Below are 24,782 nucleotides of genomic sequence, written 5' to 3'. Positions count from 1 at the left end.
GCGGCGCACATGCATGTTACTTGCGGTAACGGCAGTCTGTTACCGGCGGGTAGTCCGCGTCAACTCCTACCGACCGGTCGGCACCCTTTCCGTGTCCGGAACACGCCCGAGTGCTAGTTTGCGCAGGCGTCATCGAAACACCACGGGTGGGGAGAGCACATGGACACCACACAGCGGACCGATCAGCAACGGTCCGCCGACCGCCGGCGGCGTGAGCTGCTCGAGGCCGCCGACCGAGTGGTGCTGCGCGACGGACCCCAGGCCTCGATGAACGCGATCGCGGCGGAGGCCGGGATCACCAAGCCGATCCTCTACCGCCACTTCGGCGACAAGGGCGGACTCTACGCCGCCCTCGCCAAACGGCACACCGACGCCCTGCTGGACTCCCTGCGGGCCGCGCTGGACGCTCCGGCGGACCGGCGTGAGCGCGTGGAGGCGACGCTCGACACCTACCTCGCCGCGATCGAGGCACGGCCCCAGGTGTACCGGTTCCTGATGCACCCCGCCGAGGGCGGCCAGCCGGGGGACGCCGGGTTCGATGTCGGCAAGCACAGCGCCCCGCTGCTGCGGCGGATGGGCGAGGAGCTGGCCCAGGTCATCGAGGAGCGGCTGGACCTCGGGCCGGGCGGCCAGCAGCTCGCGCGCGTGTGGGGACACGGGATCGTCGGCATGATGCACGCGGCCGGGGACTGGTGGCTGGGCGAACGGCCCTGTTCCCGTGCCGAGTTGGTGCGCAGCCTGGCGGACCTGTTGTGGGGGCGTCTGGCGACCGTGGGAGACCGGCTCGGGGGCCCGGGGTTCTGACCGCGGCGCTCAGGTGTTCCAGGAAGCCCTGGCCACCTGCCGCATCAGTCTGCGGTGGCGCCGGCCGCTGAGGCGGTCGGCGTAGATCCGGCCGTCCAGGTGGTCGCACTCGTGCTGCAGGCAGCGGGCGAAGAAGCCCGTGCCGTGGACCGTGACGGGCTCGCCGGTCGCGGTGAAGCCCTCGACCACGGCGTGGTCGTGGCGCTCGGTGCCCGCCTCCAGGCCCGGCAGGGACAGACAGCCCTCCGGGCCGCGGACCACCACCCCGTCCGCCCGGACCAGGCGCGGGTTCACGACGTGCCCCAGGTGGCGGACGTCCTCGTCGTCCGGGCAGTCGTAGACGAAGACCCGCAGCGGCTCGCCGACCTGGTTGGCGGCGAGTCCGACGCCCCGCGCGGCGTACATCGTGGCGAACAAGTCCTCGACGAGCAGGGCCAGTTCGGGGCCGAAGTCGGTGACCTCCGCGCAGGGTGTGTGCAGGACGGGATCGCCGTGCAGCGTGAGGGGTCTCACGCGGCCGCGGGCGCCGGGGATGGGGCTGTGTCGCATGGCGGCAAGAGTAAGGTCCTGTCGGTCCGCGTCTTCCGCACGAGTTCGCCACAGTGCCGCGGTTCGGGAGTGCGAAGGGATCTCGATAGGCTGAGGTCCACACCACGTGGCCGTCAGGCTTCAGGGCGCGGCGCGTACGCAAGGAGGATCGAGAACTGATGGCAGGCAACTCGGACCCGCTCTCGCCGCGGGCCAAGCTGGCCGTGACCGCGGGCAAGGCGGTCGCGGCGGCGTCCCGCGCCGCGGGACGCGGCAGCGGATCGGTGATCGGCGGCCGGGTGGCGCTCAAGCTCGACCCCGACCTTCTGGCCCGGCTGGCGCAGAACCTGGACGTGACACTGGTCTCGGCGACCAACGGCAAGACCACCACCACCCGGCTCATCGCCGAGGCCCTGCGCGCGGCGGGACCCGTCGTGTCGAACGCGCTCGGCGCCAACATGCCGGCCGGCATCACCTCGGCGCTCGCCGGCGGTTCGGACGCCCGGTACGGCGTGATCGAGGTCGACGAGAAGTACCTCGCCGGAGTCGCCCGGGACACCGCGCCCAAGTGCATCGCGCTGCTCAACCTCTCCCGCGACCAGCTCGACCGGGCCGCCGAGACCCGCATGCTCGCCGAGAACTGGCGCGAAGGACTCGCGGGCTCCAAGGCCGTGGTCGTGGCCAACTGCGACGACCCGCTGGTCGTGTGGGCCGCCTCCTCCTCCCCCAACGTCGTCTGGGTCGCCGCGGGACAGATGTGGAAGGACGACGCCTGGTCGTGCCCGTCCTGCGGCGGTGTGATGCAGCGCCCGGGTGACGACTGGTTCTGCGGCGAGTGCGGCTTCCGCCGCCCGACGCCGAGCTGGGCGCTGTCCGGCGACCACGTTCTCGACCCGCACGGCTCGGCCTGGCCGATCCACCTGCAGCTGCCCGGCCGCGCCAACAAGGCCAACGCCGCCTCCTCGGCCGCGGTCGCCGCCGTGTTCGGCGTGCCGCCGCAGGTCGCGCTGGAGCGCATGTACCAGGTCCAGGCGGTCGCCGGACGGTACGACGTCGTCCAGTTCCAGGGCCGTGACCTGAGGCTCCTGCTCGCCAAGAACCCGGCCGGCTGGCTGGAGACGTTCTCCCTGATCGACCCGCCGCCCACGCCGGTCATCCTGTCCGTGAACGCGCGCGGCGCCGACGGCACCGACACCTCCTGGCTGTGGGACGTCGACTACACGCGCCTGACCGGCCACCCGATCTGCGTGATCGGCGACCGGCGGCTGGACCTGGCGGTGCGCCTGGAGGTCGCCGACCAGAACTTCCAGGTCCACGACAACCTCGACCAGGCCGTGGCCGCCTGCCCGCCGGGCCGGATCGAGGTCATCGCCAACTACACGGCGTTCCAGGACCTGCGCCGCCGCGTCGGCAACTGAGCACGAGACGTCAGGGGACTTTTGTGAGCGACAACCAACTGCGGGTCGTCTGGATCTATCCCGACCTGCTCAGCACCTACGGCGACCAGGGCAACGTCCTCGTCGTGGAGCGCCGCGCCCGGCAGCGCGGCCTGGACGTGGCCCGGCTGGACGTGCGCAGCGACCAGCCGATCCCGACCTCCGGCGACATCTACCTGATCGGCGGCGGCGAGGACCGGCCGCAGCGGCTCGCCGCCGAGCGGCTGCGCCGCGACGGCGGACTGACCCGGGCCGTGGAGAACGGCGCCATCGTGTTCTCGGTGTGCGCCGGCTACCAGATCCTCGGCCACGAGTTCATCAACGACCTCGGCCAGCGCGAGCCCGGCCTCGGACTGCTGGACGTGGTGTCGGTGCGCGGCGAGGGCGCGCGGTGCGTCGGTGACGTGCTGGGCGACGTCGACGAGCGCCTCGGGCTGCCGCCGCTGACCGGTTTCGAGAACCACCAGGGCGTCACCCACCTCGGCCCCACCGCCCGCCCCCTCGCCCGGGTCCGGTTCGGCAACGGCAACGGCACGGGCGACGGCACCGAGGGCGCGTTCAACGACACCGTCTTCGGCACGTACATGCACGGCCCGGTGCTGGCGCGCAACCCGCTGATCGCGGACCTGCTGCTGAAGCTGGCCCTGGACGTCAACGCGCTGCCGCCGACGGACGACCGCTGGTACGAGGCCCTGCGCAACGAGCGCATCGCGGCAGCTCAGCAGCCCGCCTGAGCGCGACGCCGCAGCTCGTCCGAGGCACGCGTCAACCTGCGGGTCAACAGCCCGTCTGACGGCCCATCCGCACAGGTGAGCGGGGTCGTCCAGCAGGCGGACGCGTGCTTCGGTCCGGCCCCCCGATGCCGCTAGGGTGGCGGGGATTCCCGCCGGACGACGTGGTCCGGTCCCCGGCCCACGTGGAGAAGGTATTTCGGGCTATGCGCATTGGTGTCCTCACGTCCGGCGGCGACTGCCCCGGCCTGAACGCCGTCATCCGGTCCGTCGTGCACCGCGCCGTCGTGGACCACGGCGACGAGGTCATCGGCTTCCGGGACGGCTGGAAGGGCCTCCTGGAGTGCGACTACCTCAAGCTCGACCTCGACGCGGTGGGCGGCATCCTCGCCCGCGGCGGCACGATCCTCGGCTCCTCCCGGGTCCAGCCCTCCCACCTGCGGGACGGCGTGGAACGGGCCAGGGGCCACGTCGAGGAACTGGGTCTCGACGCGATCATCCCCATCGGCGGTGAGGGCACGCTGAAGGCCGCCCGGCTGATGTCGGACAGCGGGCTGCCCGTCGTGGGCGTGCCGAAGACCATCGACAACGACATCGCCGTCACGGACGTCACGTTCGGCTTCGACACGGCCGTGGGTGTGGCGACCGAGGCGCTCGACCGGCTGAAGACCACCGCCGAGTCCCACCAGCGGGTGCTGGTCGTGGAGGTCATGGGCCGGCACACCGGCTGGATCGCGCTGCACTCCGGCATGGCGGCCGGCGCGCACGCCATCGTCGTCCCCGAGCGGCCCTTCGACATAGAGGAGCTGACCCGGCGGGTCGGCGAGCGGTTCGAGGCGGGCAAGCGCTTCGCCATCGTCGTGGCGGCCGAGGGCGCCAAGCCGCGGGCCGGGACCATGGACTTCGACGAGGGCGGCAAGGACATCTACGGGCACGAGCGCTTCGCCGGCATCGCCCGGCAGCTGTCGGTCGAGCTGGAGGAGCGGCTGGGCAAGGAAGCCCGGCCGGTCATCCTCGGGCACGTGCAGCGCGGCGGGACGCCGACGGCGTACGACCGGGTGCTCGCCACGCGGTTCGGCTGGCATGCGGTGGAGGCCGTGCACCGGGGCGAGTTCGGGCACATGACCGCCCTGCGCGGGACCGACATCGTGATGGTGCCGCTGGCCGAGGCCGTGGAGACACTGAAGACCGTGCCGGAGGACCGGTACGACGAGGCGGAGTGCGTGCTCTGAGCCTCGACCGTCCTGCTGAAGCACACCGAACCGCCCCCGGTCGCAGTGGTGACCGGGGGCGGTTCTACTCTTGGGGCGGACAACTTGTTGCACACCCCCACGAAACAGGAGCCGGCGGATGGATCACAGCGGGCACGGCATGACCATGGATCTGCCGCCGTTCACGCTGGGGCGAGGGCTGGAGTGGTCGGCGGACCCGTTCTTCCTCGTCGCCTGCCTCGCCGGCCTCGCGCTGTACGGGTGGGGGGTCGCCCGGCTGGTCCGGCGCGGGGACAAGTGGCCCGTGGGCCGGACCGTCGCCTACACGCTGGGCGTGCTGAGCATCATGCTGATGATGTGCACGCAGCTCAACGACTACGGCATGGTCATGTTCAGCGTGCACATGGTGCAGCACATGGTCATCAGCATGGTCTCGCCGATCCTCATCCTGCTCGGGGCGCCGATCACCCTGGCGCTGCGCGCGCTGCCCACGGCGGGGCGGGGACGCAGGGGGCCGCGTGAGGTGCTGCTGATGTTCCTGCACAGCCGGTACATGCGGATCGTCACCCACCCCGCGTTCACGATCCCGCTGTTCATCGCGAGCCTGTACGGGCTGTACTTCACGCCGCTCTTCGACACGCTGATGGGCTCCAAGGCGGGGCACATCGCGATGATGGTGCACTTCCTCGCCGTGGGCCTGGTGTTCTTCTGGCCGATCATGGGCGTGGACCCGGGCCCCCACCGGCCCGGCTACCTGATGCGGATGCTGGAGCTGTTCGCGGGCATGCCGTTCCACGCCTTCTTCGGCATCGCCCTGATGATGGCGACCGAGCCGATGGCCGAGACGTTCAAGAATCCGCCCGCCTCCCTCGGCGTCGAGGCGCTGTCCGACCAGAACGCGGCCGGCGGCATCGCCTGGGCGTTCAGCGAGATCCCGTCGGTGCTGGTCCTGATCGCCCTGCTGTTCCAGTGGTACGCCTCCGAGCAGCGCCAGGCCCGGCGCACGGACCGGGCCGCGGAGCGCGACGGCGACAAGGAACTCGAGGCGTACAACGCCTATCTCGCCTCGTTGAACGCACAGGGGCGCTGAAGGCGGCTCGCGCAAGGCCCGTGCGCGCCGGGCGTGCGGCAGGCACCATGGAGGGACCGGACCACGAGGAGGGTGTCGCGATGCCCGGTTCCACGAACGGTTCCAACTCGACGAAGACCATGGGCGTGCTCACCGTCGGCGGTCTCGTCGTCGTGACGGCCTACACGGTGGCGCTCGGCAGCAACGGCTGGCTGTGGTTCGGCTGGGTCGTCCTGGGTTTGATCACCCTCGGCATGGTGGTCACCACGCGCAGCACCTAGGGGCTCGCGCAGCACCGAGGGCTCACTCCTCCGTCAGCCTGCCCGTCGAGTGGACGCCCGGTTGGTACTTCGGGAGCCGGACGGTGATCTTCATGCCGGCTCCCTGCGCGGTCTCGATGACCAGGCCGTGGGCGTCGCCGTAGACCTGGCGGAGCCGGTCGTCGACGTTGGACAGGCCGATGCCGCCGGACGGGCTGGCCTCGCGGGCGAGGATGCGGCGCAGCAGGTCGGGGTCCATGCCGGCGCCGTCGTCCTCGATCACGACCAGTGCCTCGGCGCCCGCGTCCTGGGCGGTGATCCGGATGTGGCACTTGCCCGCGGGGACGGCCTTGCCCTCCAGGCCGTGCTTGACGGCGTTCTCGACGAGCGGCTGCAGGCACAGGAAGGGCAGGGTGACCGGCAGCACCTCCGGGGCTATCTGCAGCGTGACGGAGAGCCGGTCGCCGAAGCGCGCCCTGACCAGGGCCAGGTAGTGGTCGATGGCGTGCAGCTCGTCGGCGAGGGTGGTGAAGTCGCCGTGCCGGCGGAACGAGTAGCGGGTGAAGTCGGCGAACTCCAGGAGCAGCTCGCGGGCGCGCTCGGGATCGGTGCGCACGAACGAGGCGATCACGGCGAGCGAGTTGAAGATGAAGTGCGGGGAGATCTGCGCCCGCAGCGCCTTGATCTCCGCCTCGATGAGACGGGTGCGGGAGCGGTCGAGGTCCGCCAGTTCGAGCTGCACCGAGACCCAGCGGGCGACCTCGCCGGCGGCCCGGACCAGCACGGCGGACTCTCGAGGCGCGCAGGCGACCAGGACGCCGTGCACGCGGTCGTCGACGGTGAGCGGGGCGACGACCGCCCAGCGCACCGAGCAGTCCAGGTTGTCGCAGGTCAGCCGGAACGCCTCACCGCGGCCGGTGGCCAGTGGCCCGCCGAGGCGTTCCATGATCTCGCCGCGGTGGTGGGCGCCGTCGCCGTCCCAGACCAGGACCTGTTCGCGGTCGGTGAGGCACAGGGCGTCCGTGCCGAGCAGGGAGCGCAGCTTGCGGGCGGACTTGCGGGCGGTCTCCTCGGTCAGGCCGGCCCGCAGCGGCGGCGCGGCCAGGGAGGCGGTGTGCAGGGTCTCGAAGGTGGCGTGCTCGACGGGCGTGCCGAGTCCGGCGAGGCTGCCGGCCCGGGCGGTGCGCCGGCCGATCCAGACCCCGAGGGCCAGGACCGGCAGCACGGCGACGCACAGACCCGCCAGGAAGTCGCTCACGGCGTCACCTCGCTGCGCAGTTCCTCGGGCAGGTGGAACCGGGCCAGCACCGCGTTCGTGCCCGGCGGCACCCGGCCGGGGGTGGCCAGGGAGACCAGGACCATGGTGAGGAAGCCGAGCGGCACCGACCACAGGGCCGGCCAGGCCAGCAGGGCGTGCAGGGCGCCCGGGCCCGGGTAGCCCGTCATGGTCGCGGCGACCGCGAGGAGGGCGGAGCCGCCCCCGACCAGCATCCCGGCGGCCGCTCCGGGCGGGGTCAGCCGCCGCCACCAGATGCCCAGGACGAGCAGCGGGCAGAACGACGACGCCGACACCGCGAAGGCCAGGCCCACGGCGTCGGCGACCGGGAGCCCGCCGACCAGGACGCTCGCCGCCAGCGGCACGGCCATCGCCAGCACGGTCCCCAGCCGGAAGTGCCGTACGCCCCGGGAGGGCAGCACGTCCTGGGTGAGGACGCCGGCGACCGCCATGGTCAGCCCCGAGGCCGTGGACAGGAACGCGGCGAAGGCGCCCCCGGCGACCAGCGCGCCCAGCAGGTCGCCGCCCACTCCCCCGATCATGCGGCCGGGCAGCAGCAGGACGGCCGCGTCGGGATCTCCGGTGAGGGTCAGTTCCGGGGCGTAGAGGCGGCCGAGGGCGCCGTAGACGGGGGGCAGGAGGTAGAAGGCGCCGATCAGGGCGAGGACCGCGACGGTGGTGCGGCGGGCGGCGACGCCGTGCGGGCTGGTGTAGAAGCGGACCACGACGTGCGGCAGGCCCATCGTGCCGAGGAACGTGGCGAGGATCAGGCCGTACGTGGCGTACAGGGGGCGTTCCTCGCGGCTCTCGGCCTGGGACGGTGACAGGTCGCCGCCGCCGCCTCGCTGGGCCTCGGGGACGGGGGCGCCCGCCGGGAACTCCAGACGGGTGCCGCCCGCGATGTGGTGGGTGCCGGCGGGCAGGTCGAGACGGTTGCCGGTGTGGGGGCGGCCGTCGACGGTGCCGGTGACCGTGACGGTCAGCGGGCGCTCCAGCTTCAGGTGGACGTCGCCGTCGACGCGGACGACGCGCTGTTCGCGGAAGGCGGCGGGTTCGGCGAAGGCGTTGCGCGGGGCGCCGTCGCCCTGCCAGGCCAGCACCAGGAAGAGGGCGGGGACCAGCAGGGCGGTGAGCTTGAGCCAGTACTGGAAGGCCTGGACGAAGGTGATGCTGCGCATGCCGCCCGCGGCGACGGTGGCGGTGACGACGACGGCGACGGTCACTCCGCCCAGCCAGTCGGGCGCCCCGGTCAGCACGGTCAGGGTGAGGCCCGCGCCCTGCAGCTGGGGCAGCAGGTACAGCCAGCCGACCCCCACCACGAAGGCCCCGGCGAGCCGCCGCACGGCCTGGGAGGCGAGGCGGGCCTCGGCGAAGTCGGGCAGTGTGTAGGCCCCGGAGCGGCGCAGCGGGGCGGCGACGAACAGCAGCAGCACGAGGTAGCCGGCGGTGTAGCCGACCGGGTACCAGAGCATGTCGGGGCCCTGGACCAGGACGAGCCCGGCGATGCCCAGGAAGGAGGCGGCGGACAGGTACTCGCCGCTGATCGCCGCCGCGTTCAGCCGCGGGCCGACCGTGCGGGAGGCGACGTAGAAGTCGGAGGTGGTGCGGGAGATGCGCAGGCCGAACGCGCCGACCAGGACCGTCGAGACGACGACCAGGGCGACAGCGGGGACGGCGTAGCCGGAGTTCATCGGGCGGGCTCAGCGGTCTTCGACGAGGCGCACGAAATCGCGTTCGTTGCGTTCGGCGCGGCGGACGTACCAGCGGGCGAGCAGGACCAGGGGCAGGTAGAGACCGAAGCCCAGGACGGCCCATTCCAGGCGGCGGGCGGCCGGCAGTGCCGCGAACAGCAGCGGGAGCGGGCCGACGAGCAGGCCGAGGACGGCCAGGACGGTCAGGGCGGCGCGCAGCTGGGTGCGCATCAGGGAGCGCACGTAGGTGTCGCCGAGGGTGGTCTGCTCGTCGATCTCGGTGCGCGGCCGGTAGTAGGCGGAGGTCTGGGGGTGGCGCCCGCGGGAGCGCAGCCGGGGGTGCGGGAGGCTCTGGCGGGGCGGGCCGGTGACGACGACGCGGCGCTCGGTGTGGTCCTGGGGCACCGTCACGGCCTCCTCATCAGCAGGTCGCGCAGTTCCCGTGCGTGCCGGCGGCTGACCTGGAGTTCCTCGGAGCCGACGAGGACGCTGACGGTACCGGCGTCGAGGCGGAGTTCGCCGATGTGGCGCAGGGCGACGAGGTGGCGGCGGTGGATGCGGACGAAGCCGCGGGAGCGCCAGCGCTCCTCCAGGGTGGACAGCGGGATGCGCACCAGGTGGCTGCCGCGGTCGGTGTGCAGGCGGGCGTAGTCGCCCTGGGCCTCGACGTGGGTGATGTCGTCGACGGCGACGAAGCGCGTCACACCGCCGAGTTCGACGGGTATGTGGTCCGGATCGGAGTCGTGCACCGGGATGCGCGGGGCGGTGCCGCGCAGGTCGGCGGCCCGGCGGACGGCCTCGGCCAGCCGTTCCCTGCGCACGGGTTTGAGGACGTAGTCGACGGCCTTGAGGTCGAAGGCCCGGACGGCGAAGTCCTCGTGGGCGGTGACGAAGACGACGAGCGGGGGCCGGGCGAAGCCGCCCAGCAGCCGGGCGAGGTCGAGGCCGTCGAGGCCGGGCATCTGGATGTCGAGGAAGACGACGTCGATCGCCTCGGGCCCGCCGGGGCCGGACTCCAGGGCGCGGTTGATGCGGCGCAGCGCCTCGGTCGCGTCTCCGGCGCCCTCCGCGCTGCCGATGCGGGGGTCGGCCCGCAGCAGGTAGAGCAGTTCCTCCAGCGAGGGGCGTTCGTCGTCGACAGCCAGGGCGCGCAGCATGAACCCGGAGTGTAGGGGCGATTCCCGCGTGCGGACACGGGCCGGGGCGGACGTGCCGGGCCGGGGCGGGCCCGGGCGGCGGTGGATACAGTGCCCGCATGAACAGCAGGTCCACGCCGTTCGACGAACTCGACCGGAAGATCATCACCGCGTTGATGGCGAACGCGAGGACGTCGTTCGCCGAGATCGGTACGGCGATCGGGCTGTCGGCCACCGCGGTCAAGCGCCGGGTCGACCGGTTGCGTGAGACGGGTGTGATCACCGGGTTCTCGGCCACGGTAAAGCCGTCGGCCCTGGGCTGGCGGACCGAGGCCTACGTCGAGGTGTACTGCGAGGGGGCGGCGCCGCCGCGACGGCTGGCGGAGGTCGTGCGGGACTATCCGGAGATCGCCGCGGCGATGACCGTCACCGGTGGTGCGGACGCCCTGCTGCACGTGCGGGCGCGGGACGTGGAGCACTTCGAGGAGGTGCTGGAGCGCATCCGTCAGGAGCCGTTCATCCGGAAGACGATCAGCGTGATGGTGCTGTCGCATCTGCTGCCGGAGAGCCCGGAGGCGGGAGCCAGCCAGCCGGCACCGCAGTAGGCCGCCCGGCCGCGCAGCAGGCGTGCGCTGACCAGGACGAAGACGCAGCATTCCTGCGTCGACGCGCAATCTTCGTTTCTTGTCGGCCGCCGCCCTCAGTTCCTACCGTTGTGTCAACCACCCATTACGGAACGTGAGGAAGCGGAGGGACCCCTTCGTGCCCGACTCCCGTGTGCCGCGCCGGCGGCGCTACCTCGTCTGCGAACCCAGACACTTCGCCGTGCAGTACGCGATCAACCCGTGGATGCACCCCGACGAACCGGTCGACGTCATCCGCGCCCTGGACCAGTGGCAGGCGCTGGTCGACACCTACCGCGCCCACGGCCATACCGTGGACATCGTGAAACCCGTGCCCGGTCTGCCCGACATGGTCTTCGCCGCGAACGCCGCGGTCGTCGTCGACGGCCGTGTCTTCGGTTCGCTGTTCCACGCCCCGGAGCGCCGTCCCGAGTCCGTGCCCTACGAGGCGTGGTTCAAGACGGAGGGCTACGAGGTCTACCACCCCGAAGCGGTGTGCGAGGGCGAGGGCGACCTGGTGCCGGCCGGCCGGTGGATCCTGGCCGGGACGGGCTTTCGCACCACGCGGGAGGCCCACAGCGAGGCGCAGGAGTACTTCGGCGTGCCGGTGGTGAGTCTGACGCTGGTGGACCCGTACTTCTACCACCTGGACACGGCCCTGTTCGTCCTCGACGACGAGAACGTCGTCTACTACCCCGAGGCGTTCTCGCCGGGCAGCCGTGAGGTGCTGGCCCGGATGTACCCGGACGCGGTGATCGCCACCCGTGAGGACGCGATGGCGTTCGGGCTCAACTCCGTCTCCGACGGACGTCACGTGTTCATCTCGCCCGGGGCGAGCGGGCTGGCCGCGCAGCTGGCCGCCCGCGGCTACGTCCCGGTCCCCGTCGACCTGTCCGAGTTCCAGAAGGCCGGTGGCGGCATCAAGTGCTGCACCCAGGAGATCCGGGAGATCCGCTCATGACCGCACCCGTCCGGCCACAGGACCCGCCGGCGACCCGTGGCTCCGAGGAGCTGATCCGCGCCGAGGAGCCGGTCCTGGCGCACAACTACCATCCGCTGCCCGTCGTCGTGGCCCGGGCCGAGGGCACCTGGGTGGAGGACGTCGAGGGCCGGCGCTACCTCGACATGCTGGCCGGTTACTCGGCTCTCAACTTCGGCCACCGGCACCCGGCGCTGATCGAGGCGGCGCACCGCCAGCTCGACCGGCTGACCCTCACCTCGCGCGCCTTCCACAACGACCGTCTCGCCGGCTTCGCCGAGCGGCTGGCCGCGCTCACCGGCATGGACATGGTGCTGCCGATGAACACCGGCGCGGAGGCGGTGGAGAGCGGCGTGAAGGTGGCCCGCAAGTGGGCCTACGACGTCAAGGGAGTCCCGGAGGGCCGGGCGACGATCGTGGTGGCGGCGGACAACTTCCACGGCCGTACGACGACGATCGTCAGCTTCTCCACGGACGAGACGGCCCGGGCCGGGTTCGGGCCCTTCACGCCCGGGTTCCGGGTCGTGCCGTACAACGACCTGGCGGCGATGGAGGAGGCCGTCGACGAGACGACGGCCGCGGTGCTGATCGAGCCGATCCAGGGCGAGGCGGGCGTCATCATCCCGGACGACGGCTACCTGGCCGGCGTGCGCGAGCTGACCCGGCGCAAGGGGTGCCTGTTCATCGCCGACGAGATCCAGTCGGGGCTGGGCCGGACGGGCAGCACGCTGGCGGTCGAGCACGAGGCGGTGGTGCCGGACGTGCTGCTCCTGGGCAAGGCGCTGGGCGGCGGGATCGTGCCGGTGTCGGCGGTGGTCGGGCGCCGGGAGGTGCTCGGGGTGCTGCACCCGGGCGAGCACGGCTCGACCTTCGGCGGCAACCCGCTGGCGGCCGCGGTCGGCACGGCAGTGGTCGAACTGCTGGAGACGGGCGAGTTCCAGCGCCGGGCCGCCGAGCTGGGCGAGGTCCTGCGCGACGGTCTGACCGGCCTGGTCGGCAGGGGCGTGGTCGGTTTCCGCTCCCGGGGCCTGTGGGCGGGCGTCGACGTGGATCCGGCGCTCGGCACCGGCCGCGAGATCAGTGAGCGCCTCATGCGCGAGGGGGTCCTGGCCAAGGACACCCACGGCTCGACGATCCGCCTGGCCCCTCCGCTGACCGTCACGGCGGAGGAGCTCGGGGACGCCCTCGCAGCACTGGAGAAGGCACTGGGCTGAGGTCCGGCCGGGGAGGGACGGCCTGTCCCCTCCCCGGCCGTTCCCGGCCAGGCCCCAGCCGTTCCCGGCGAGGCCCCGGTCCTTCCCGGCGAGGCCCCGGCCGTTCCCCGCGAGGCCCCGACCGCGGCCGGCAGCGCCGTGCCCCGGTGAGCCGGTCGCCGGTCCGCAGATCATCTGGCGGGACGGCCGCCGGCCCGGGAGCCGCCTCGGCGGGACGGCCGGAGGCCCCGGGCCGCCTCGGCGGGACGGCCGGAGGCCCCCGGCCGCCCCGGTGGGACGGCCGCAGCCCGGAGGGCGCCCTTGCGGGACGGCCGCCGGTCCCGGCCGGCAGGCGGGCCCGGCGCCCCGACCGGACCTGCCCGGGCCGCCCCCTGGCGCCGGAAGGGTGAAGATTGGGGCAAGAGGTGGTAGACCACTCTCAGCGACAGAGAGGTCGGCCGTGGGCGCACACGAGGAGTCCGGGGTTGCCCGGCATCGGTTCGACGTGGCCGACGCCGCGCCCCTGTTGCTCGATTCCCGGGGCGTGGTGACGGGCTGGACCGGCGACGCCCGCCGGCTGCTGGCGTACCCGGCGTCGGAGGCGGTCGGCAGGAAGCTGGCCGATCTCCTGGCCGCCGAGGACGCGCAGCGCGTACCGGACCTGGTCGAGCGGTGCCGCAGGGACGGCGGCTGGGCCGGGCTGCTGACGGCGCGCCGCAAGGACGGGCGGCGGGTGAGGGTCGCGGCCCGGATCGCCTCGGCCGAGGAGGCCCACGGCGCCTCGCGCTGGCTGGTGCTGCTGTCGGAGCTGGCCGGGGGGACCGGCTGGGACATGAGCCGCACGGTGCTGGAGCAGATGGTGGCCGACGCACCGGTCGGCATCGCGATCGTGGACACGGACCTGCGCTTCGTGTGGTCGAACACCGCCCTGGAGCAGTTCGGCGGCGGGCCGGCGGCGAGCCGGCTCGGCCTGCGTTTCGCGGACGTCCAGCCCGGCATGGACGCCCAGGCCGTCGAGGCGCAGATGCGGCACGTGCTGGAGACGGGCGAGGCGGTCGTCGGGTACGAGCACGTCGGCCGTGTGCGGTCGGCACCGCTGCGCGAGACGGCGCACATGCTGTCCTTCAGCCGGCTCGAGGACGAGCGGGGCAGGCCGATAGGCGTCTACTACACGGTCGTCGACATGACCGAGCGGCACCGCGCCCGACAGCGCCTGGCGCTGCTCGACCGGGCCGGGGAGAGCATCGGCCGGACCCTCGACCTCAACCGCACCGCGCAGGAACTGGCCGACGTGGCCGTGCCGGGCCTGGCCGACTTCGTCTCGGTGGACCTGCTGGAGTCGGTGCTCGGGGGTGCCGAGCCGGCTCCCGGGCCGCCGGCGGACACCGGGGAGCCGGTGGTGCTGCGCCGCGCGGGCTTCCGGTCCGCGCAGGAGGACCTCGTGGAGGCCGTCATCGCGATCGGCGAGGTGGTGGAGTTCCGGGCCGGGACGCCTCCGGTCCGGTGCCTGGCCACCGGGCGCTCCTGGCTCGGGGAGCGGATCGACCCGCGGGCCCGGGACTGGACCACGGACGTCCCGAGCGGCCGGCCCGCCACGTTCCGGGAACTCGGCCTGCACAGCGTGCTCACCGTGCCGCTCCGCTCGCGCGGCATCACGCTCGGCGTCACCACCTTCTTCCGCCGCGACCGCCGCGAGCCCTTCGACGAGGGGGACCTGCGGCTGGCGGAGGACCTCGTGACCCGGGCGGCCGTCTGCGTCGACAACGCCCGCCGCTACACCCGGGAGCGGGACGCCGCGCTCGTGCTGCAGCGCAGCCTGCTCCCCCACCGCCTGCCCGAGCAGGACGCGGTCGACGTGGCCGCCTGCTACCGGCCGGCCGACGAGCTGACCGGCCTCGGGGGCGACTGGTACGACCTGATCCCCCTGTCCGGGGCCCGGGTGGCGCTCGTCGTGGGCGAGGTGCCGGGGCACGGCATCGACGCCGCGGCGGCCATGGGGCAGCTGCGGACCGCGGTGCGGACCCTGGCGGCCCTGGACCTGCCGCCCGAGGAGGTGCTGGCGCACCTCGACGACCTGGTGGCCCGCACGGCGCGGGAGGACGGGGCCGAGCCGGGCACAGTGGGTTCGGCGGGCTCGCAGTGCGTGGGCGCCGGGTGCCTCTACGTCGTCTACGACCCGGTCGACGGCGGCTGCGCGATGGCCGCGGCGGGGCATCCCGCGCCGGCCGTGGTCCGGCCGGACGGCTCGGTCGTGTTCGTCGACCTCCCGCAAGGGCCCTCGCTCGGGGTGGGAGGGCCGCCCTTCCAGGCGGTCGGGATGTCCCTGGACGAGGGCAGCACGCTCGCCCTGCACACCGACGGACTGCTGGCCCGGGGCGAGACCTGGGCGGTCGACGCCGGGCGGGAGCGGCTGCGCCGGGCGCTGGAGCACGGCGGGCCGCTCGACGCGTACTGCAGGACCGTGGTGGACGCGCTGGTGCCGGCCCGCCCCTACGACGACGTGGCCCTGCTGATGGCCCGGACGAAACGTCTCGGCAGTGGTCAGGTCGCCGCCTGGGAGCTGCCCTCGGACCCGGCCGTGGTCGCCGAGGCCCGCCGCACGGCCACCCGGCAGCTGGCCCGGTGGGGCCTGGACGAGCTGGCCTTCACGACGGAGCTCGTGGTGAGCGAACTGGTCACCAACGCCATCCGGTACGCCACCGGCGCCATCCGGCTCCGGCTGATCCGCGAGCGTGCCCTGGTGTGCGAGGTGTTCGACGGCGGCGCCACCGCGCCCCACCTGCGGCACCCGCGGACGACGGACGAGGGCGGGCGCGGCCTGCTGCTGGTCTCCCAGCTCACGCAGCGGTGGGGCACGCGCTTCGTCGCCGACGGGAAGATCATCTGGGCCGAGCAGTCCCTCACGGATCTCGCGGACTGACGTTCGGGCGAGGTCTGTCCATGCCGTGCGAAACTGGGGTGGTCCCGGCAGCAGTGAGGCGGCGGCCATGACGGAAACGGCGATCGACTTCTCCGCGGTGTTCCAGTCCCTGCCCGGCATGGTGGCGCTGCTGACGCCCGAGCTGGTGTACGCCGACGTCAACGCGGAGTTCGTCCGGGTCTCCGGCCGCTCCCGCGAGCAGCTCGTCGGCCGCTACGTCTTCGACGTCTTCCCCGACAACCCCGGCGACCCCGGTGCGACGGGCGTGCGCAACCTGCAGGCGTCGCTGTACCGGGTCCTGGCGACCGGCGAGCGGGACGCCATGGCCCTGCAGCGCTACGACGTGGAGGACCCGCGGCACCCCGGCCGGTGGGAGGAGCGCTACTGGAGCCCGGTGAACACACCGGTGCTGGACGCCGACGGGTCGGTGGTGCTGGTCGTGCACCGCGTCGAGGAGGTCACGGAGCTGATCCGGGCCCGGGGCCGCTTCGACGGTCACCGCGTCGGCCGGGCCCGGGTGCTGGAGGCCGAGCTGTACACACGCGCCCGGGAGCTGCAGGAACTGAACGAGCGGCTGAGGCTGGCGCACTCGCGGGAACGGGAGGTGGCGCTGGCCCTGCAGGAGGCCATGCTGCCCGCCGGGCCGCAGACCCGGCACCACCACCGGGCCGCCGTCCGTTACCGGCCCGCCGTCGGGGCGCTCAACGTGTGCGGGGACTGGTACGACCTGGTGGACCTGGTCGGCGGCCACCGCACCGGGGTGTCCGTGGGAGACGTGGTCGGGCACGGGCTCGGGGCCGCCGGGGTGATGGGCCAGCTGCGCAGCGCGCTGAGCGCGGCGTCCCGGGTCGCGGAGGGACCGGCGCAGGCCCTGGACGTGCTGGGGCGGTACGCCCACGTCGTCGACGGGGCCGAGTCGGCGACGGCGGTGACGACCTTCATGGACTTCGACCGGCAGACCGTCACCTACAGCAGTGCCGGTCATCCGCCGCCCGTGCTGGTACACCCCGACGGCCGCACGGAGTTCCTCGACCAGGCCACGGACACGCCGCTCGACGCCCGCCCCGACCCGATCCCCCGGCCCCAGGCCGCGACGACGTTCACGGCGGGCGCGACGCTCGTGCTGTACACGGACGGGCTGATCGAACGCCGGCGCGAGGACATCGACACCGGCCTGGAGCGGCTCGCCGACTCCCTGCGCCGCCACCGCGACCTGGACCCCGAGCTGCTCGCCGACACCGTTCTGCTGGAGCTGCTGCCGCCCGGCGGTGCCACGGACGACACCGCCCTCATCATCGTGCGGCTGTGACTACAGCCGGGCCTTGCCGTGATCGAGCAGCCGCACGCGGTCCACGTTCTGCCGGTCCTCGGGGTCCGCGCTGGGCTCGCCGGCGAACCAGGCGTCCAGGATCTCCCCGAGCAGCGGCTCGGACGTCAGGCGCAGACTGAGCGCGAGCACGTTGGCGTCGTTCCAGCGGCGGGCGCCGTCGGCGGAGTAGGCGTCCGTGCACAGGGCGGCCCGCACACCGGGCACCTTGTTGGCGGCGATCGAGGCCCCCGTGCCGGTCCAGCAGCACACCACCGCCTGGTCCGCCGTGCCCTCGGCGACCTCCCGGGCCGCGGACTCGGAGCACACCGCCCACTGCGGATCGTCGCCGGGCCGCAGCGCGCCGTGCGTCCGCACCTCGTGGCCCCGCTCGCGCAGCGCGTGCACGAGGGCCCGGGCGACGGGCTCGTCCATGTCCGAGGAAACAGAGATGCGCATGTCCGGCAGGTTACCCGCCCCTCCCCCGCACGGCACCGGGCACGAGGCGGGACGGCGGGATCCCGACCGGACCGGTTGCCCGGCACCCAGGTGGCGAAGCACGCTGGTCACGCGGTCCTCCCGGGCCGCATCCGCACCACCGGGCACCTGTTCATGACTGACCGTCAGTCAATCGGCGGAGGATCGGTGACGACCCGCCGCACCAGGTGTCCGGCGGCTGCGCCTGCACCTACACTGGCACCCCACGACATGCCGGTTGACCTGCTGGAACGCGGTGGTCGAGTCCCCCGCGAGAGTCGAGGAGCGCCCGCTTTGTTCTACTACCTGCTGAAATACGTACTGCTGGGCCCGCTGCTGAGACTGGTCTTCCGGCCCCGGATCGAGGGCCTGGAGCACGTTCCCGCGGAGGGCGCGGCCATCGTCGCCGGCAACCACCTGTCGTTCTCGGACCACTTCCTGATGCCCGCGATCCTCAAGCGGCGCATCACCTTCCTCGCCAAGGCCGAGTACTTCACCGGCCCGGGCGTCAAGGGCCGTCTGACGGCGTTCTTCTTCCGCAGCGCCGGGCAGATCCCCGTCGACCGCTCCGGCAAGGACGCGGGCCAGGCCGCGATCCGCGAGGGGCTCGGCGTGCTGAGCAAGGGCGAGTTGCTCGGCATCTACCCCGAGGGCACCCGCTCGCACGACGGACGGCTGTACAAGGGCAAGGTCGGCGTCGCGGTGATGGCGCTCAAGGCCGGTGTGCCGGTCGTGCCCTGCGCGATGATCGGCACCTTCGAGGCCCAGCCGCCCGGCAAGGTCGTCCCCCGCCTGCACCCCGTCTCGATCCGCTTCGGCGAGCCCTTGGACTTCTCCCGCTACCAGGGCATGGAGAGCGAGAAGGCCGTCCTGCGGGCCGTCACCGACGAGATCATGTACGCGATCCTCGCCCTGTCCGAGCAGGAGTACGTCGACCGGTACGCGGCCGACGTGAAGGCCGAGGAGGCCGCCGCCCGGCAGCGCAGGTTCCGGCGGACGCCGCAGAGCTGACCCTGCCGTCGGCACGAGCGGCCGGGGGCCGCCCGGTTCGCGGCATGAGCGTGGGGCGGCCGGGATCCGGCCGCCCCACGTCGTCCCTGCGGGGTCCTGCTACGGCTTCGGCGTGGCGTGCGGCGCGCACGTCACGTCCGCGCGGTCCAGCTCGCCGGTGAGCAGGTAGGCGTCGACCCGGGTGTTGATGCACGGGTTGGTCAGCCCGGTGACGCCGTGGGAGCCGGCGTCCTTCTCGGTGATCAGGCGCGAGCCCTTGAACCGCTTGTGCAGTTCGACGGCGCCCTCGTACGGGGTGGCGGCGTCACGCTCGGACTGGACGATGAGCACGCCGGGCAGGCCCTTGCCGGTCTTGACGTTCAGCGGCGTCTGCTGCTTGACCGGCCAGGTGGCGCACGGCAGGTTCATCCAGGCGTTGGCCCACGTCATGAACGGGTGGTCCTTGTGCAGCCGCGTGTTGTCGCGGTCCCACCTCTGCCAGCTGGTGGGCCACTTGGCGTCGGCGCACTCCACGGCCGTGTAGACGGCGTTGCCGTTCTCCGCGGAGGCGTTGCCGACCGTGTCCGACAGATCGGGGGCGGCGGCGTCGACGAGCGCCTGGGTGTCCCCGGCGACGTACTTGCTGAACACCGAGGCGACCGGCGCCCAGGAGGAGTCGTAGTACGGGGCGCTCTGGAAGAAGGAGATCAGCTCGGCCGGGCCGACGACCCCGCCGATCGGGTTCTTCTTCGCGGTGGCCCGCAGCTTCAGCCACTGCTGCTGGACCTCGGCGCGGGTGTCGCCGAGGTGGTAGGTGGCGTCGTTCTTCGCGACCCAGTCCTGCCAGTCCTTCCAGCGGCCCTCGAAGGCGACGTCCTGGTCCAGGTTGGCCTGGTACCAAATCTTCTCGCGGGAGGGGTTGACGACGCTGTCGACGACCATGCGGCGCACGTGGCCCGGGAAGAGCGTGCCGTAGACGGCGCCGAGGTAGGTGCCGTAGGAGACGCCGAGGAAGTTGAGCTTCTTCTCGCCGAGGGCGGCGCGGATGACGTCGAGGTCGCGCGCGGTGTTCGGCGTCGTCATGTGCGGCAGCATCCAGCCGCTGCGCTCGTGGCAGCCCTCGGCGTACTCGCGGGCCAGCTTGCGCTGGGCGCGCTTGTCGGCCTCGGAGTCGGGCACCGGGTCGGCCTTGGGTGCCTTGACGAACTCCTGCGGGTCGACACAGGAGATGGGCGTGGACCGGCCGACGCCGCGCGGGTCGAAGCCCACGAAGTCGTAGGCCTTCGCCGCGTTGGCCCAGATCGGGTTCTTGCTCGTGACGCGGGCCGGGAAGCGCAGTCCGGAGCCGCCGGGGCCGCCGGGGTTGTAGATGAGCGCGCCCTGCCGCTCGGCCTTCGTGCCGGTGTTGGCGATGCGGTCCACGGCGAGCTCGATCTGCTTGCCGTACGGCTTGGCGTAGTCGAGCGGCACGGTGACGTACCCGCACTGGATCGGCTTGGCCAGGTTCCAGTCGGCGGGGCAGTCCTGCCAGTCGATGCCGGTCTTCGCGGCCCGGGCGGCGGCGACGGCGGCCCCGCGGGCCTCACGGTCCTGGCCGTAGCCGCTGCCCGCGCTGGCGTTGGCCGTGGGCGCCGCGACGGCGCCGGCTATCAGCGTGGCCGTGACGAGCGCACCGGCCGAACCGAGCGCCGTCATACGCCTTGTCGGTCTCATACCCCTCAAGGGGGACCTCCCCGCACATCGTTGCGATCAGTACGGGGGATCCTCGCGGTTGCGAGGTGCCCGAGAACAGGGGCGGCCGCCCTTCTTTGCCAATCCGATAAACGGAGAAGGGGTGCTGCTCTACGGACGGACCCGGTCTAGGAGAGGAGAAGCAGCGCCTCGTCGAGCACCCGCCGCAGGCGCAGGGCGTCCGGTGCGAGGGCGCTGACCAGCGCGGCGGGTCCGGCGAGCGGCATCACACAGGCCGTCTCGCCCAGCATCCGGACCGCCGCCGGCCGCGTGGCGAACTCCGGCCGGACGACGACGAGCTGGCCGACCGCGCGATGGCCCGCGAGCACGGCGGGGCCGTCCCAGCCACCGGGGGTGCCGGGCCCGCAGCCCAGTTCCTGGTCCAGCACGGTCCGTTCGGCGACCCGGACGGTCAGCCGGCTCGTCAGCCGCCCGGGCCGCTCGCCGGCCCGTCCCAGCACCTGCTCCTCGCGCAGCACGAGCCGCGCGGTGGGGGCGAGGTCGGCGCGGGTGGCGATCCGCAGGTCACTGCCGCTGACGGAGATCAACTGCTCGGGCAGCCAGTGCAGTTCGGCCCGCTCGCCGACGGTGAGCCGGACGTCGTAGCGGGCCTCGTCCTTCGTCTGCCCCGGCAGTGCGAGGGTGGCGGCCGCCGACCCCACGGTCAGCCGGGCCCCCTCGTCCACCCGGCCCTCCACGGTGAAGTGGTCCCCGCCCAGCGGCCCGCTCATCGCCCCCACGAGCACGACCCGCGCCCCGGGCCCGGGCGACCGGGTGCGGCGCAGGGCCAGGGGACCGTCGCTCTGCAGGACGGGCAGCGCGGTCCCGCCCCGTCCGTCGTCGCGGGCGACGAGGCGGGCGACGGACCGCACCCCGGTGCCGTACGCGGTCATGCCGCCCACGCGGCGAGTCGGTCCCGCACCCACGCCGCCACGTCCGCCACTCCGGCCTCGCTCCGCAACGACTGCAGGACGACGGGGAGTTCGCCCCGCTGCGCCTTGGCGTCGGCGGCCATCCGGGCCAGGTCGGAGCCCACGTACGGGGCGAGATCGGTCTTGTTGACGACGAGCAGGTCGGCGGTGGTGACACCCGGGCCGCCCTTGCGCGGGATGTCGTCGCCGCCGGCCACGTCGATGACGAAGACCTGCGCGTCGACCAGGCCCCTGGAGAAGGTGGCGGTGAGGTTGTCCCCGCCGGACTCGACGAGCACCAGGTCCAGGGGACCGACCTCGTCCTCCAGGTCCTCCACGGCTTCCAGGTTGGCGGAGATGTCGTCCCGGATCGCGGTGTGCGGGCAGGCGCCCGTCTCCACCGCGGCGATCCGCTCGGGCGGCAGCACGGCCTCCCGCAGCAGGAACTCGGCGTCCTCACGCGTGTAGATGTCGTTGGTGACGACGGCCAGGGACAGTTCGTCGCGCAGCACCCGGCACAGCGCGGCCACGGTGGCGGTCTTGCCCGATCCGACGGGCCCGCCGAGCCCGATGCGCAGGGCACGGCGGCGGCCGTCGGGGCGCAGGGCGTCGGCGCCCACCGCGGCCGGGCCGTCGTGGAGGTGGTCGAGGTGCATGGAACGGCTCCTGCGTGGTCGTCCGCGGGGCGCGACGTGCCCGGCGGGGTTAGTGGTTCGGCCGGTGGGGGTGGCCGATCGGGGCGGTCGGTGGAGGTGGCCGATGGGGCCGGTCGATGGGGCGCGGCCGGCTAGGAGGCGAACAGCCGCATCGCCTGCGCCGCGTGCGCTTGCGCCCCCGTCTCCAGCAGGGGCGCCGACGCCGCCGGCAGCGCGTCGGCCCCTTCGTCGACGGCTCGGCGCGCCGCCTCCACCGCCCGGTCGACGACCAGGTCCATCTCCGGCGCGAGCCGGGCCAGGACACCCGTCGCGTCGAAGGGGTCCAGGCTCAGCAGCCGCACGGACGCGGCCGCGGGACCGCTGACGCTCTCGTACGCGGCGCAGTACGCCGCGTCGGCCGGTCCCAGCCCCGCCGCCCGGGCGGCCAGGCCCAGGACCACCGGCTGGTGGGCGCCCTTGGGGAACTCCCGGGCGAGCGCGTCGAGTCCGGCGGAGGGCCAGGTGGCCCGGGCGGCCCGCAGCAGCTGCCGCCCCAGCTTGCGCGCGGCGGTCCGCAGGGCGGGTGAGGGCGTGCGGGCGTCCACCGCGGCGTCCAGTGCGACCGGGTCGAGCCCGAGCGCGGCGGCCGCCGCGAGTCCGGCCGCCGTCAGGCCCGCCGTGTGCAACCGCCCCCGGCAGAACTCCCCGAGGCTCGCCGCCCCCTTGATACGCCCGGCTCCGACGGCCGCCTCGGCCCCGCCCGAATGGGCGTGGCCGCCGGCGGGGAAACGCCCGTCGGCCAGGATCAGCAGCGTCGCACGCGACATCGGTTCACCCCGGGCCGTCAGAAGAGGAAGTAGCGCTGCGCCATGGGCAGTTCCGCCGCGGGCTGCGCCTCGACCAGTTCGCCGTCGATGTGCACGGCGAAGCTGTCGGGATCGATCCGTACGTCGGGCCGGGCGTCGTTGCGCCGCATGTCGGCCTTGGTGACGCCGCGTGTGGACTCGATCGGCACGAACGGCTTGCCGAGCCCCAGCCGTTCGGGCAGGCCGTCGTCGAGGGCCAGGGGCGCGACGAAGTTCACCGAGTTGGCGGCGGGCGCCCGGCCGATCGCCCCGAACATCGGACGCGGCAGGACCGGCTGCGGTGTGGGGATCGAGGCGTTCGCGTCGCCCATCTGCGCGTACGCGATCTGCCCGCCCTTGAGCACGAGATGCGGCTTGACGCCGAAGAACGCCGGTTCCCACAGCACCAGATCGGCCAGCTTGCCGGTCCGGACCGACCCGATCTCCCGGGCGAGGCCCTGGGCGAGGGCGGGGTTGATCGTGTACTTGGCGATGTAGCGGCGCACGCGGTGGTTGTCGGCCCGCCCGTCCCCGGGCAGCGCGCCCCGGCGGCGCTTCATCGCATGGGCCGTCTGCCAGGTGCGCAGCACGACCTCGCCGACGCGTCCCATGGCCTGGGAGTCGGAGGAGATGATCGAGATGGCACCCAGGTCGTGGAGCACGTCCTCGGCCCCGATGGTGGACGGCCGGATGCGCGACTCGGCGAAGGCGAGGTCCTCCGGGACGGCGGGGTTGAGGTGGTGGCACACCATCAGCATGTCGAGGTGCTCCTCGACGGTGTTGACGGTGAACGGCCGGGTCGGGTTGGTGGAACTGGGCAGCACGTGCGGCTCGGAGACGACGGTCATGATGTCCGGCGCGTGTCCGCCCCCGGCGCCCTCGGTGTGATAGGCGTGGATGCCGCGCCCGGCGACGGCGGCGAGCGTGTCGCCGACGAAGCCGGCCTCGTTGAGGGTGTCCGTGTGGATGGCGACCTGGATGCCGGTCCGCTCGGCGACGGTCAGCGCGGCGTCGATGACGGCCGGGGTGGAGCCCCAGTCCTCGTGCAGCTTCAGGCCGAGCGCGCCGCCCCGGATCTGCGACAGCATCGCCTCGTGGGAGACGGTGTTGCCCTTGCCGAGCAGGCCGATGTTGAGAGGGTAGGCCTCCATCGCCTCCATCATCCGTGCCAGGTGCCAGGGGCCCGGTGTGACGGTGGTGGCCTTCGAGCCCTCGGCCGGTCCGGTGCCGCCGCCGACGAGGGTCGTGATGCCGGACGCGAGGGCTTCGTCGGCGATCTGCGGGCAGATGAAGTGGACGTGGGCGTCGATGGCCCCGGCGGTGAGGATCCGCCCGTTCCCGGCGATGATCTCGGTCTCCGGGCCGATGACCAGGTCGGGGTGGACCCCGTCCATGGTGTCGGGGTTGCCCGCCTTGCCGATGCCGGTGATCCGCCCGTCACGGATGCCGACGTCGGCCTTGACGATCCCCCAGTGGTCGACGATCACGGCGCCGGTGACGACGGTGTCGGGGGTGCCCTCGGCGCGGGTGGCGCGGGACTGCCCCATGGATTCGCGGATGACCTTTCCCCCGCCGAACACGGCCTCGTCGCCGGCGAGTCCGGGCCCGCCGGAGCGGTCCTCCTCGATCTCCACCAGCAGGTCGGTGTCCGCGAGGCGGATCCGGTCTCCGGTGGTCGGGCCGAACAGGTCGGCGTAGGCGGCACGCGAGATCTCAGGCATCGAGGGCACCTCCGGTCCGCCCGCGCAGACCGGGCACGATCCGGGCGCCGGCGAGCGGGACGAGTTCGACCTCGACGGGGATGCCGGGCTCGAAGCGCACGGCCGTGCCGGCGGCGACGTTCAGCCGCTTGCCGCGCGCCGCGGCACGGTCGAACTCCAGCCCGGGGTTGGCCTCCGCGAAGTGGTAGTGGGAGCCGACCTGGACGGGCCGGTCGGCGGCGTTGAGGACGGTGAGCCGGGTGACCTCACGGCCCCGGTTGCAGGCGATCGGCCCGTCGGCGAACAGGATTTCCCCGGGGATCACTGCCG

The 24,782-nt window shown here is 73.2% G+C and carries 24 protein-coding genes; 12 read left to right on the top strand and 12 right to left on the bottom strand.

What is annotated here, in order from left to right; genetic code table 11:
• Positions 1-159: 159 nt before the first annotated feature.
• Complete coding sequence (locus Q5694_RS00385) at positions 160-804, top strand: TetR family transcriptional regulator (RefSeq protein WP_333929902.1); 645 nt, start codon at positions 160-162, stop codon at positions 802-804.
• 9 nt (positions 805-813) lie between these two features.
• On the opposite strand, the gene def is transcribed toward Q5694_RS00385, so the two are convergent.
• Positions 814-1,353 (bottom strand): peptide deformylase, encoded by a 540-nt coding sequence (gene def, locus Q5694_RS00380; protein ID WP_333929901.1) that lies wholly within the window; start codon positions 1,351-1,353, stop codon positions 814-816.
• 158 nt (positions 1,354-1,511) lie between these two features.
• On the opposite strand from def, the gene Q5694_RS00375 reads away from it, so the two are divergent.
• The 5 genes from Q5694_RS00375 to Q5694_RS00355 all read left to right on the top strand — a co-directional run bounded on the left by Q5694_RS00375 (position 1,512) and on the right by Q5694_RS00355 (position 6,060).
• Entirely contained in the window at positions 1,512-2,750 is a 1,239-nt protein-coding gene (locus Q5694_RS00375) for a MurT ligase domain-containing protein (RefSeq protein ID WP_333929900.1), read from the top strand.
• A gap of 23 nt (positions 2,751-2,773) precedes the next feature.
• Entirely contained in the window at positions 2,774-3,502 is a 729-nt protein-coding gene (locus Q5694_RS00370; RefSeq protein WP_333929899.1) for a type 1 glutamine amidotransferase, read from the top strand.
• Between the two features lie 203 nt (positions 3,503-3,705).
• Complete coding sequence (locus tag Q5694_RS00365) at positions 3,706-4,731, top strand: 6-phosphofructokinase (RefSeq protein ID WP_333929898.1); 1,026 nt, start codon at positions 3,706-3,708, stop codon at positions 4,729-4,731.
• A gap of 118 nt (positions 4,732-4,849) precedes the next feature.
• The gene (locus Q5694_RS00360) at positions 4,850-5,800 is read left to right on the top strand and encodes a cytochrome c oxidase assembly protein (RefSeq protein WP_333929897.1); all 951 of its coding nucleotides are present in this window, start codon (positions 4,850-4,852) and stop codon (positions 5,798-5,800) included.
• An 80-nt stretch (positions 5,801-5,880) separates the two neighbouring features.
• Positions 5,881-6,060 carry a hypothetical protein gene (locus Q5694_RS00355; RefSeq protein ID WP_031137100.1) on the top strand — a complete coding sequence of 60 codons (180 nt, stop codon included), beginning with the start codon at positions 5,881-5,883 and terminating at the stop codon, positions 6,058-6,060.
• 22 nt (positions 6,061-6,082) lie between these two features.
• Here Q5694_RS00355 and Q5694_RS00350 read toward each other — a convergent pair whose 3' ends face one another.
• From Q5694_RS00350 to Q5694_RS00335, 4 genes are read right to left on the bottom strand one after another with little or no spacing between them, the layout of a single operon-like run.
• Positions 6,083-7,297, bottom strand: coding sequence for a sensor histidine kinase (locus Q5694_RS00350; RefSeq protein ID WP_333929896.1), 1,215 nt, complete (start codon positions 7,295-7,297; stop codon positions 6,083-6,085).
• On the bottom strand, positions 7,294-9,006 hold the full coding sequence (locus Q5694_RS00345; protein ID WP_333929895.1) for a sodium/solute symporter: 1,713 nt from the start codon (positions 9,004-9,006) through the stop codon (positions 7,294-7,296). Before Q5694_RS00345 ends, Q5694_RS00350 begins: the two co-directional genes overlap by 4 nt.
• A gap of 9 nt (positions 9,007-9,015) precedes the next feature.
• Positions 9,016-9,411, bottom strand: coding sequence for a hypothetical protein (locus Q5694_RS00340; RefSeq protein ID WP_333930536.1), 396 nt, complete (start codon positions 9,409-9,411; stop codon positions 9,016-9,018).
• Positions 9,412-9,413: 2 nt separating this feature from the next.
• The gene (locus Q5694_RS00335) at positions 9,414-10,163 is read right to left on the bottom strand and encodes a LytR/AlgR family response regulator transcription factor (RefSeq protein WP_333929894.1); all 750 of its coding nucleotides are present in this window, start codon (positions 10,161-10,163) and stop codon (positions 9,414-9,416) included.
• 98 nt (positions 10,164-10,261) lie between these two features.
• On the opposite strand from Q5694_RS00335, the gene Q5694_RS00330 reads away from it, so the two are divergent.
• From Q5694_RS00330 to Q5694_RS00310, 5 genes are all read left to right on the top strand, one after another.
• A complete protein-coding gene (locus Q5694_RS00330; RefSeq protein WP_333929893.1) occupies positions 10,262-10,747 on the top strand; it encodes an Lrp/AsnC family transcriptional regulator in 486 nt (161 codons plus the stop codon).
• Between the two features lie 157 nt (positions 10,748-10,904).
• Entirely contained in the window at positions 10,905-11,726 is an 822-nt protein-coding gene (gene ddaH, locus Q5694_RS00325; protein WP_333929892.1) for a dimethylargininase, read from the top strand.
• Positions 11,723-12,958 (top strand): ornithine--oxo-acid transaminase, encoded by a 1,236-nt coding sequence (gene rocD, locus Q5694_RS00320; RefSeq protein ID WP_333929891.1) that lies wholly within the window; start codon positions 11,723-11,725, stop codon positions 12,956-12,958. Before ddaH ends, rocD begins: the two co-directional genes overlap by 4 nt.
• A gap of 439 nt (positions 12,959-13,397) precedes the next feature.
• A complete protein-coding gene (locus tag Q5694_RS00315) occupies positions 13,398-15,857 on the top strand; it encodes a SpoIIE family protein phosphatase (protein WP_333929890.1) in 2,460 nt (819 codons plus the stop codon).
• 67 nt (positions 15,858-15,924) lie between these two features.
• Positions 15,925-17,166: a PP2C family protein-serine/threonine phosphatase gene (locus Q5694_RS00310; RefSeq protein WP_333929889.1), complete on the top strand. Its 1,242-nt coding sequence runs from the start codon at positions 15,925-15,927 to the stop codon at positions 17,164-17,166.
• On the opposite strand, the gene Q5694_RS00305 is transcribed toward Q5694_RS00310, so the two are convergent.
• Positions 17,167-17,622 carry an RpiB/LacA/LacB family sugar-phosphate isomerase gene (locus Q5694_RS00305; RefSeq protein ID WP_333929888.1) on the bottom strand — a complete coding sequence of 152 codons (456 nt, stop codon included), beginning with the start codon at positions 17,620-17,622 and terminating at the stop codon, positions 17,167-17,169.
• A gap of 312 nt (positions 17,623-17,934) precedes the next feature.
• On the opposite strand from Q5694_RS00305, the gene Q5694_RS00300 reads away from it, so the two are divergent.
• Positions 17,935-18,651 carry a lysophospholipid acyltransferase family protein gene (locus Q5694_RS00300; RefSeq protein ID WP_333929887.1) on the top strand — a complete coding sequence of 239 codons (717 nt, stop codon included), beginning with the start codon at positions 17,935-17,937 and terminating at the stop codon, positions 18,649-18,651.
• 99 nt (positions 18,652-18,750) lie between these two features.
• Here Q5694_RS00300 and Q5694_RS00295 read toward each other — a convergent pair whose 3' ends face one another.
• The 6 genes from Q5694_RS00295 to Q5694_RS00270 form a co-directional block, all read right to left on the bottom strand.
• The gene (locus Q5694_RS00295; RefSeq protein ID WP_333929886.1) at positions 18,751-20,343 is read right to left on the bottom strand and encodes an alpha/beta hydrolase; all 1,593 of its coding nucleotides are present in this window, start codon (positions 20,341-20,343) and stop codon (positions 18,751-18,753) included.
• 146 nt (positions 20,344-20,489) lie between these two features.
• Positions 20,490-21,254, bottom strand: a complete 765-nt coding sequence (locus Q5694_RS00290) for an urease accessory protein UreD (RefSeq protein WP_333929885.1) — start codon at positions 21,252-21,254, stop codon at positions 20,490-20,492.
• Positions 21,251-21,928 (bottom strand): urease accessory protein UreG, encoded by a 678-nt coding sequence (gene ureG, locus Q5694_RS00285; RefSeq protein ID WP_333929884.1) that lies wholly within the window; start codon positions 21,926-21,928, stop codon positions 21,251-21,253. Before ureG ends, Q5694_RS00290 begins: the two co-directional genes overlap by 4 nt.
• A 131-nt stretch (positions 21,929-22,059) precedes the next feature.
• The gene (locus Q5694_RS00280) at positions 22,060-22,734 is read right to left on the bottom strand and encodes an urease accessory protein UreF (RefSeq protein ID WP_333929883.1); all 675 of its coding nucleotides are present in this window, start codon (positions 22,732-22,734) and stop codon (positions 22,060-22,062) included.
• Positions 22,735-22,751: 17 nt separating this feature from the next.
• Positions 22,752-24,473: an urease subunit alpha gene (locus Q5694_RS00275; protein ID WP_333929882.1), complete on the bottom strand. Its 1,722-nt coding sequence runs from the start codon at positions 24,471-24,473 to the stop codon at positions 22,752-22,754.
• Complete coding sequence (locus tag Q5694_RS00270; RefSeq protein WP_333929881.1) at positions 24,466-24,777, bottom strand: urease subunit beta; 312 nt, start codon at positions 24,775-24,777, stop codon at positions 24,466-24,468. The genes Q5694_RS00275 and Q5694_RS00270 overlap by 8 nt, the downstream gene beginning before the upstream one ends.
• Positions 24,778-24,782 lie beyond the last annotated feature (5 nt).

It is taken from the genome of Streptomyces sp. AHA2, assembly GCF_036857595.1.
Taxonomy (GTDB): domain Bacteria; phylum Actinomycetota; class Actinomycetes; order Streptomycetales; family Streptomycetaceae; genus Streptomyces.
The sequence above is the reverse complement of the archived record's forward strand: the minus strand, read 5'-3'. Positions and strand labels throughout refer to the sequence as shown.

Bases quoted from the DNA above. Each gene is read 5' to 3' on its own strand.
- Q5694_RS00385 (WP_333929902.1), top strand. From the start codon at position 160: ATGGACACCACACAGCGGACCGATCAGCAACGGTCCGCCGACCGCCGG.
- def (WP_333929901.1), bottom strand. From the start codon at position 1,353: ATGCGACACAGCCCCATCCCCGGCGCCCGCGGCCGCGTGAGACCCCTC.
- Q5694_RS00375 (WP_333929900.1), top strand. From the start codon at position 1,512: ATGGCAGGCAACTCGGACCCGCTCTCGCCGCGGGCCAAGCTGGCCGTG.
- Q5694_RS00365 (WP_333929898.1), top strand. From the start codon at position 3,706: ATGCGCATTGGTGTCCTCACGTCCGGCGGCGACTGCCCCGGCCTGAAC.
- Q5694_RS00360 (WP_333929897.1), top strand. From the start codon at position 4,850: ATGGATCACAGCGGGCACGGCATGACCATGGATCTGCCGCCGTTCACG.
- Q5694_RS00355 (WP_031137100.1), top strand. From the start codon at position 5,881: ATGCCCGGTTCCACGAACGGTTCCAACTCGACGAAGACCATGGGCGTG.
- Q5694_RS00345 (WP_333929895.1), bottom strand. From the start codon at position 9,006: ATGAACTCCGGCTACGCCGTCCCCGCTGTCGCCCTGGTCGTCGTCTCG.
- Q5694_RS00335 (WP_333929894.1), bottom strand. From the start codon at position 10,163: ATGCTGCGCGCCCTGGCTGTCGACGACGAACGCCCCTCGCTGGAGGAA.
- Q5694_RS00330 (WP_333929893.1), top strand. From the start codon at position 10,262: ATGAACAGCAGGTCCACGCCGTTCGACGAACTCGACCGGAAGATCATC.
- rocD (WP_333929891.1), top strand. From the start codon at position 11,723: ATGACCGCACCCGTCCGGCCACAGGACCCGCCGGCGACCCGTGGCTCC.
- Q5694_RS00310 (WP_333929889.1), top strand. From the start codon at position 15,925: ATGACGGAAACGGCGATCGACTTCTCCGCGGTGTTCCAGTCCCTGCCC.
- Q5694_RS00305 (WP_333929888.1), bottom strand. From the start codon at position 17,622: ATGCGCATCTCTGTTTCCTCGGACATGGACGAGCCCGTCGCCCGGGCC.
- Q5694_RS00295 (WP_333929886.1), bottom strand. From the start codon at position 20,343: ATGAGACCGACAAGGCGTATGACGGCGCTCGGTTCGGCCGGTGCGCTC.
- Q5694_RS00290 (WP_333929885.1), bottom strand. From the start codon at position 21,254: ATGACCGCGTACGGCACCGGGGTGCGGTCCGTCGCCCGCCTCGTCGCC.
- ureG (WP_333929884.1), bottom strand. From the start codon at position 21,928: ATGCACCTCGACCACCTCCACGACGGCCCGGCCGCGGTGGGCGCCGAC.
- Q5694_RS00280 (WP_333929883.1), bottom strand. From the start codon at position 22,734: ATGTCGCGTGCGACGCTGCTGATCCTGGCCGACGGGCGTTTCCCCGCC.
- Q5694_RS00275 (WP_333929882.1), bottom strand. From the start codon at position 24,473: ATGCCTGAGATCTCGCGTGCCGCCTACGCCGACCTGTTCGGCCCGACC.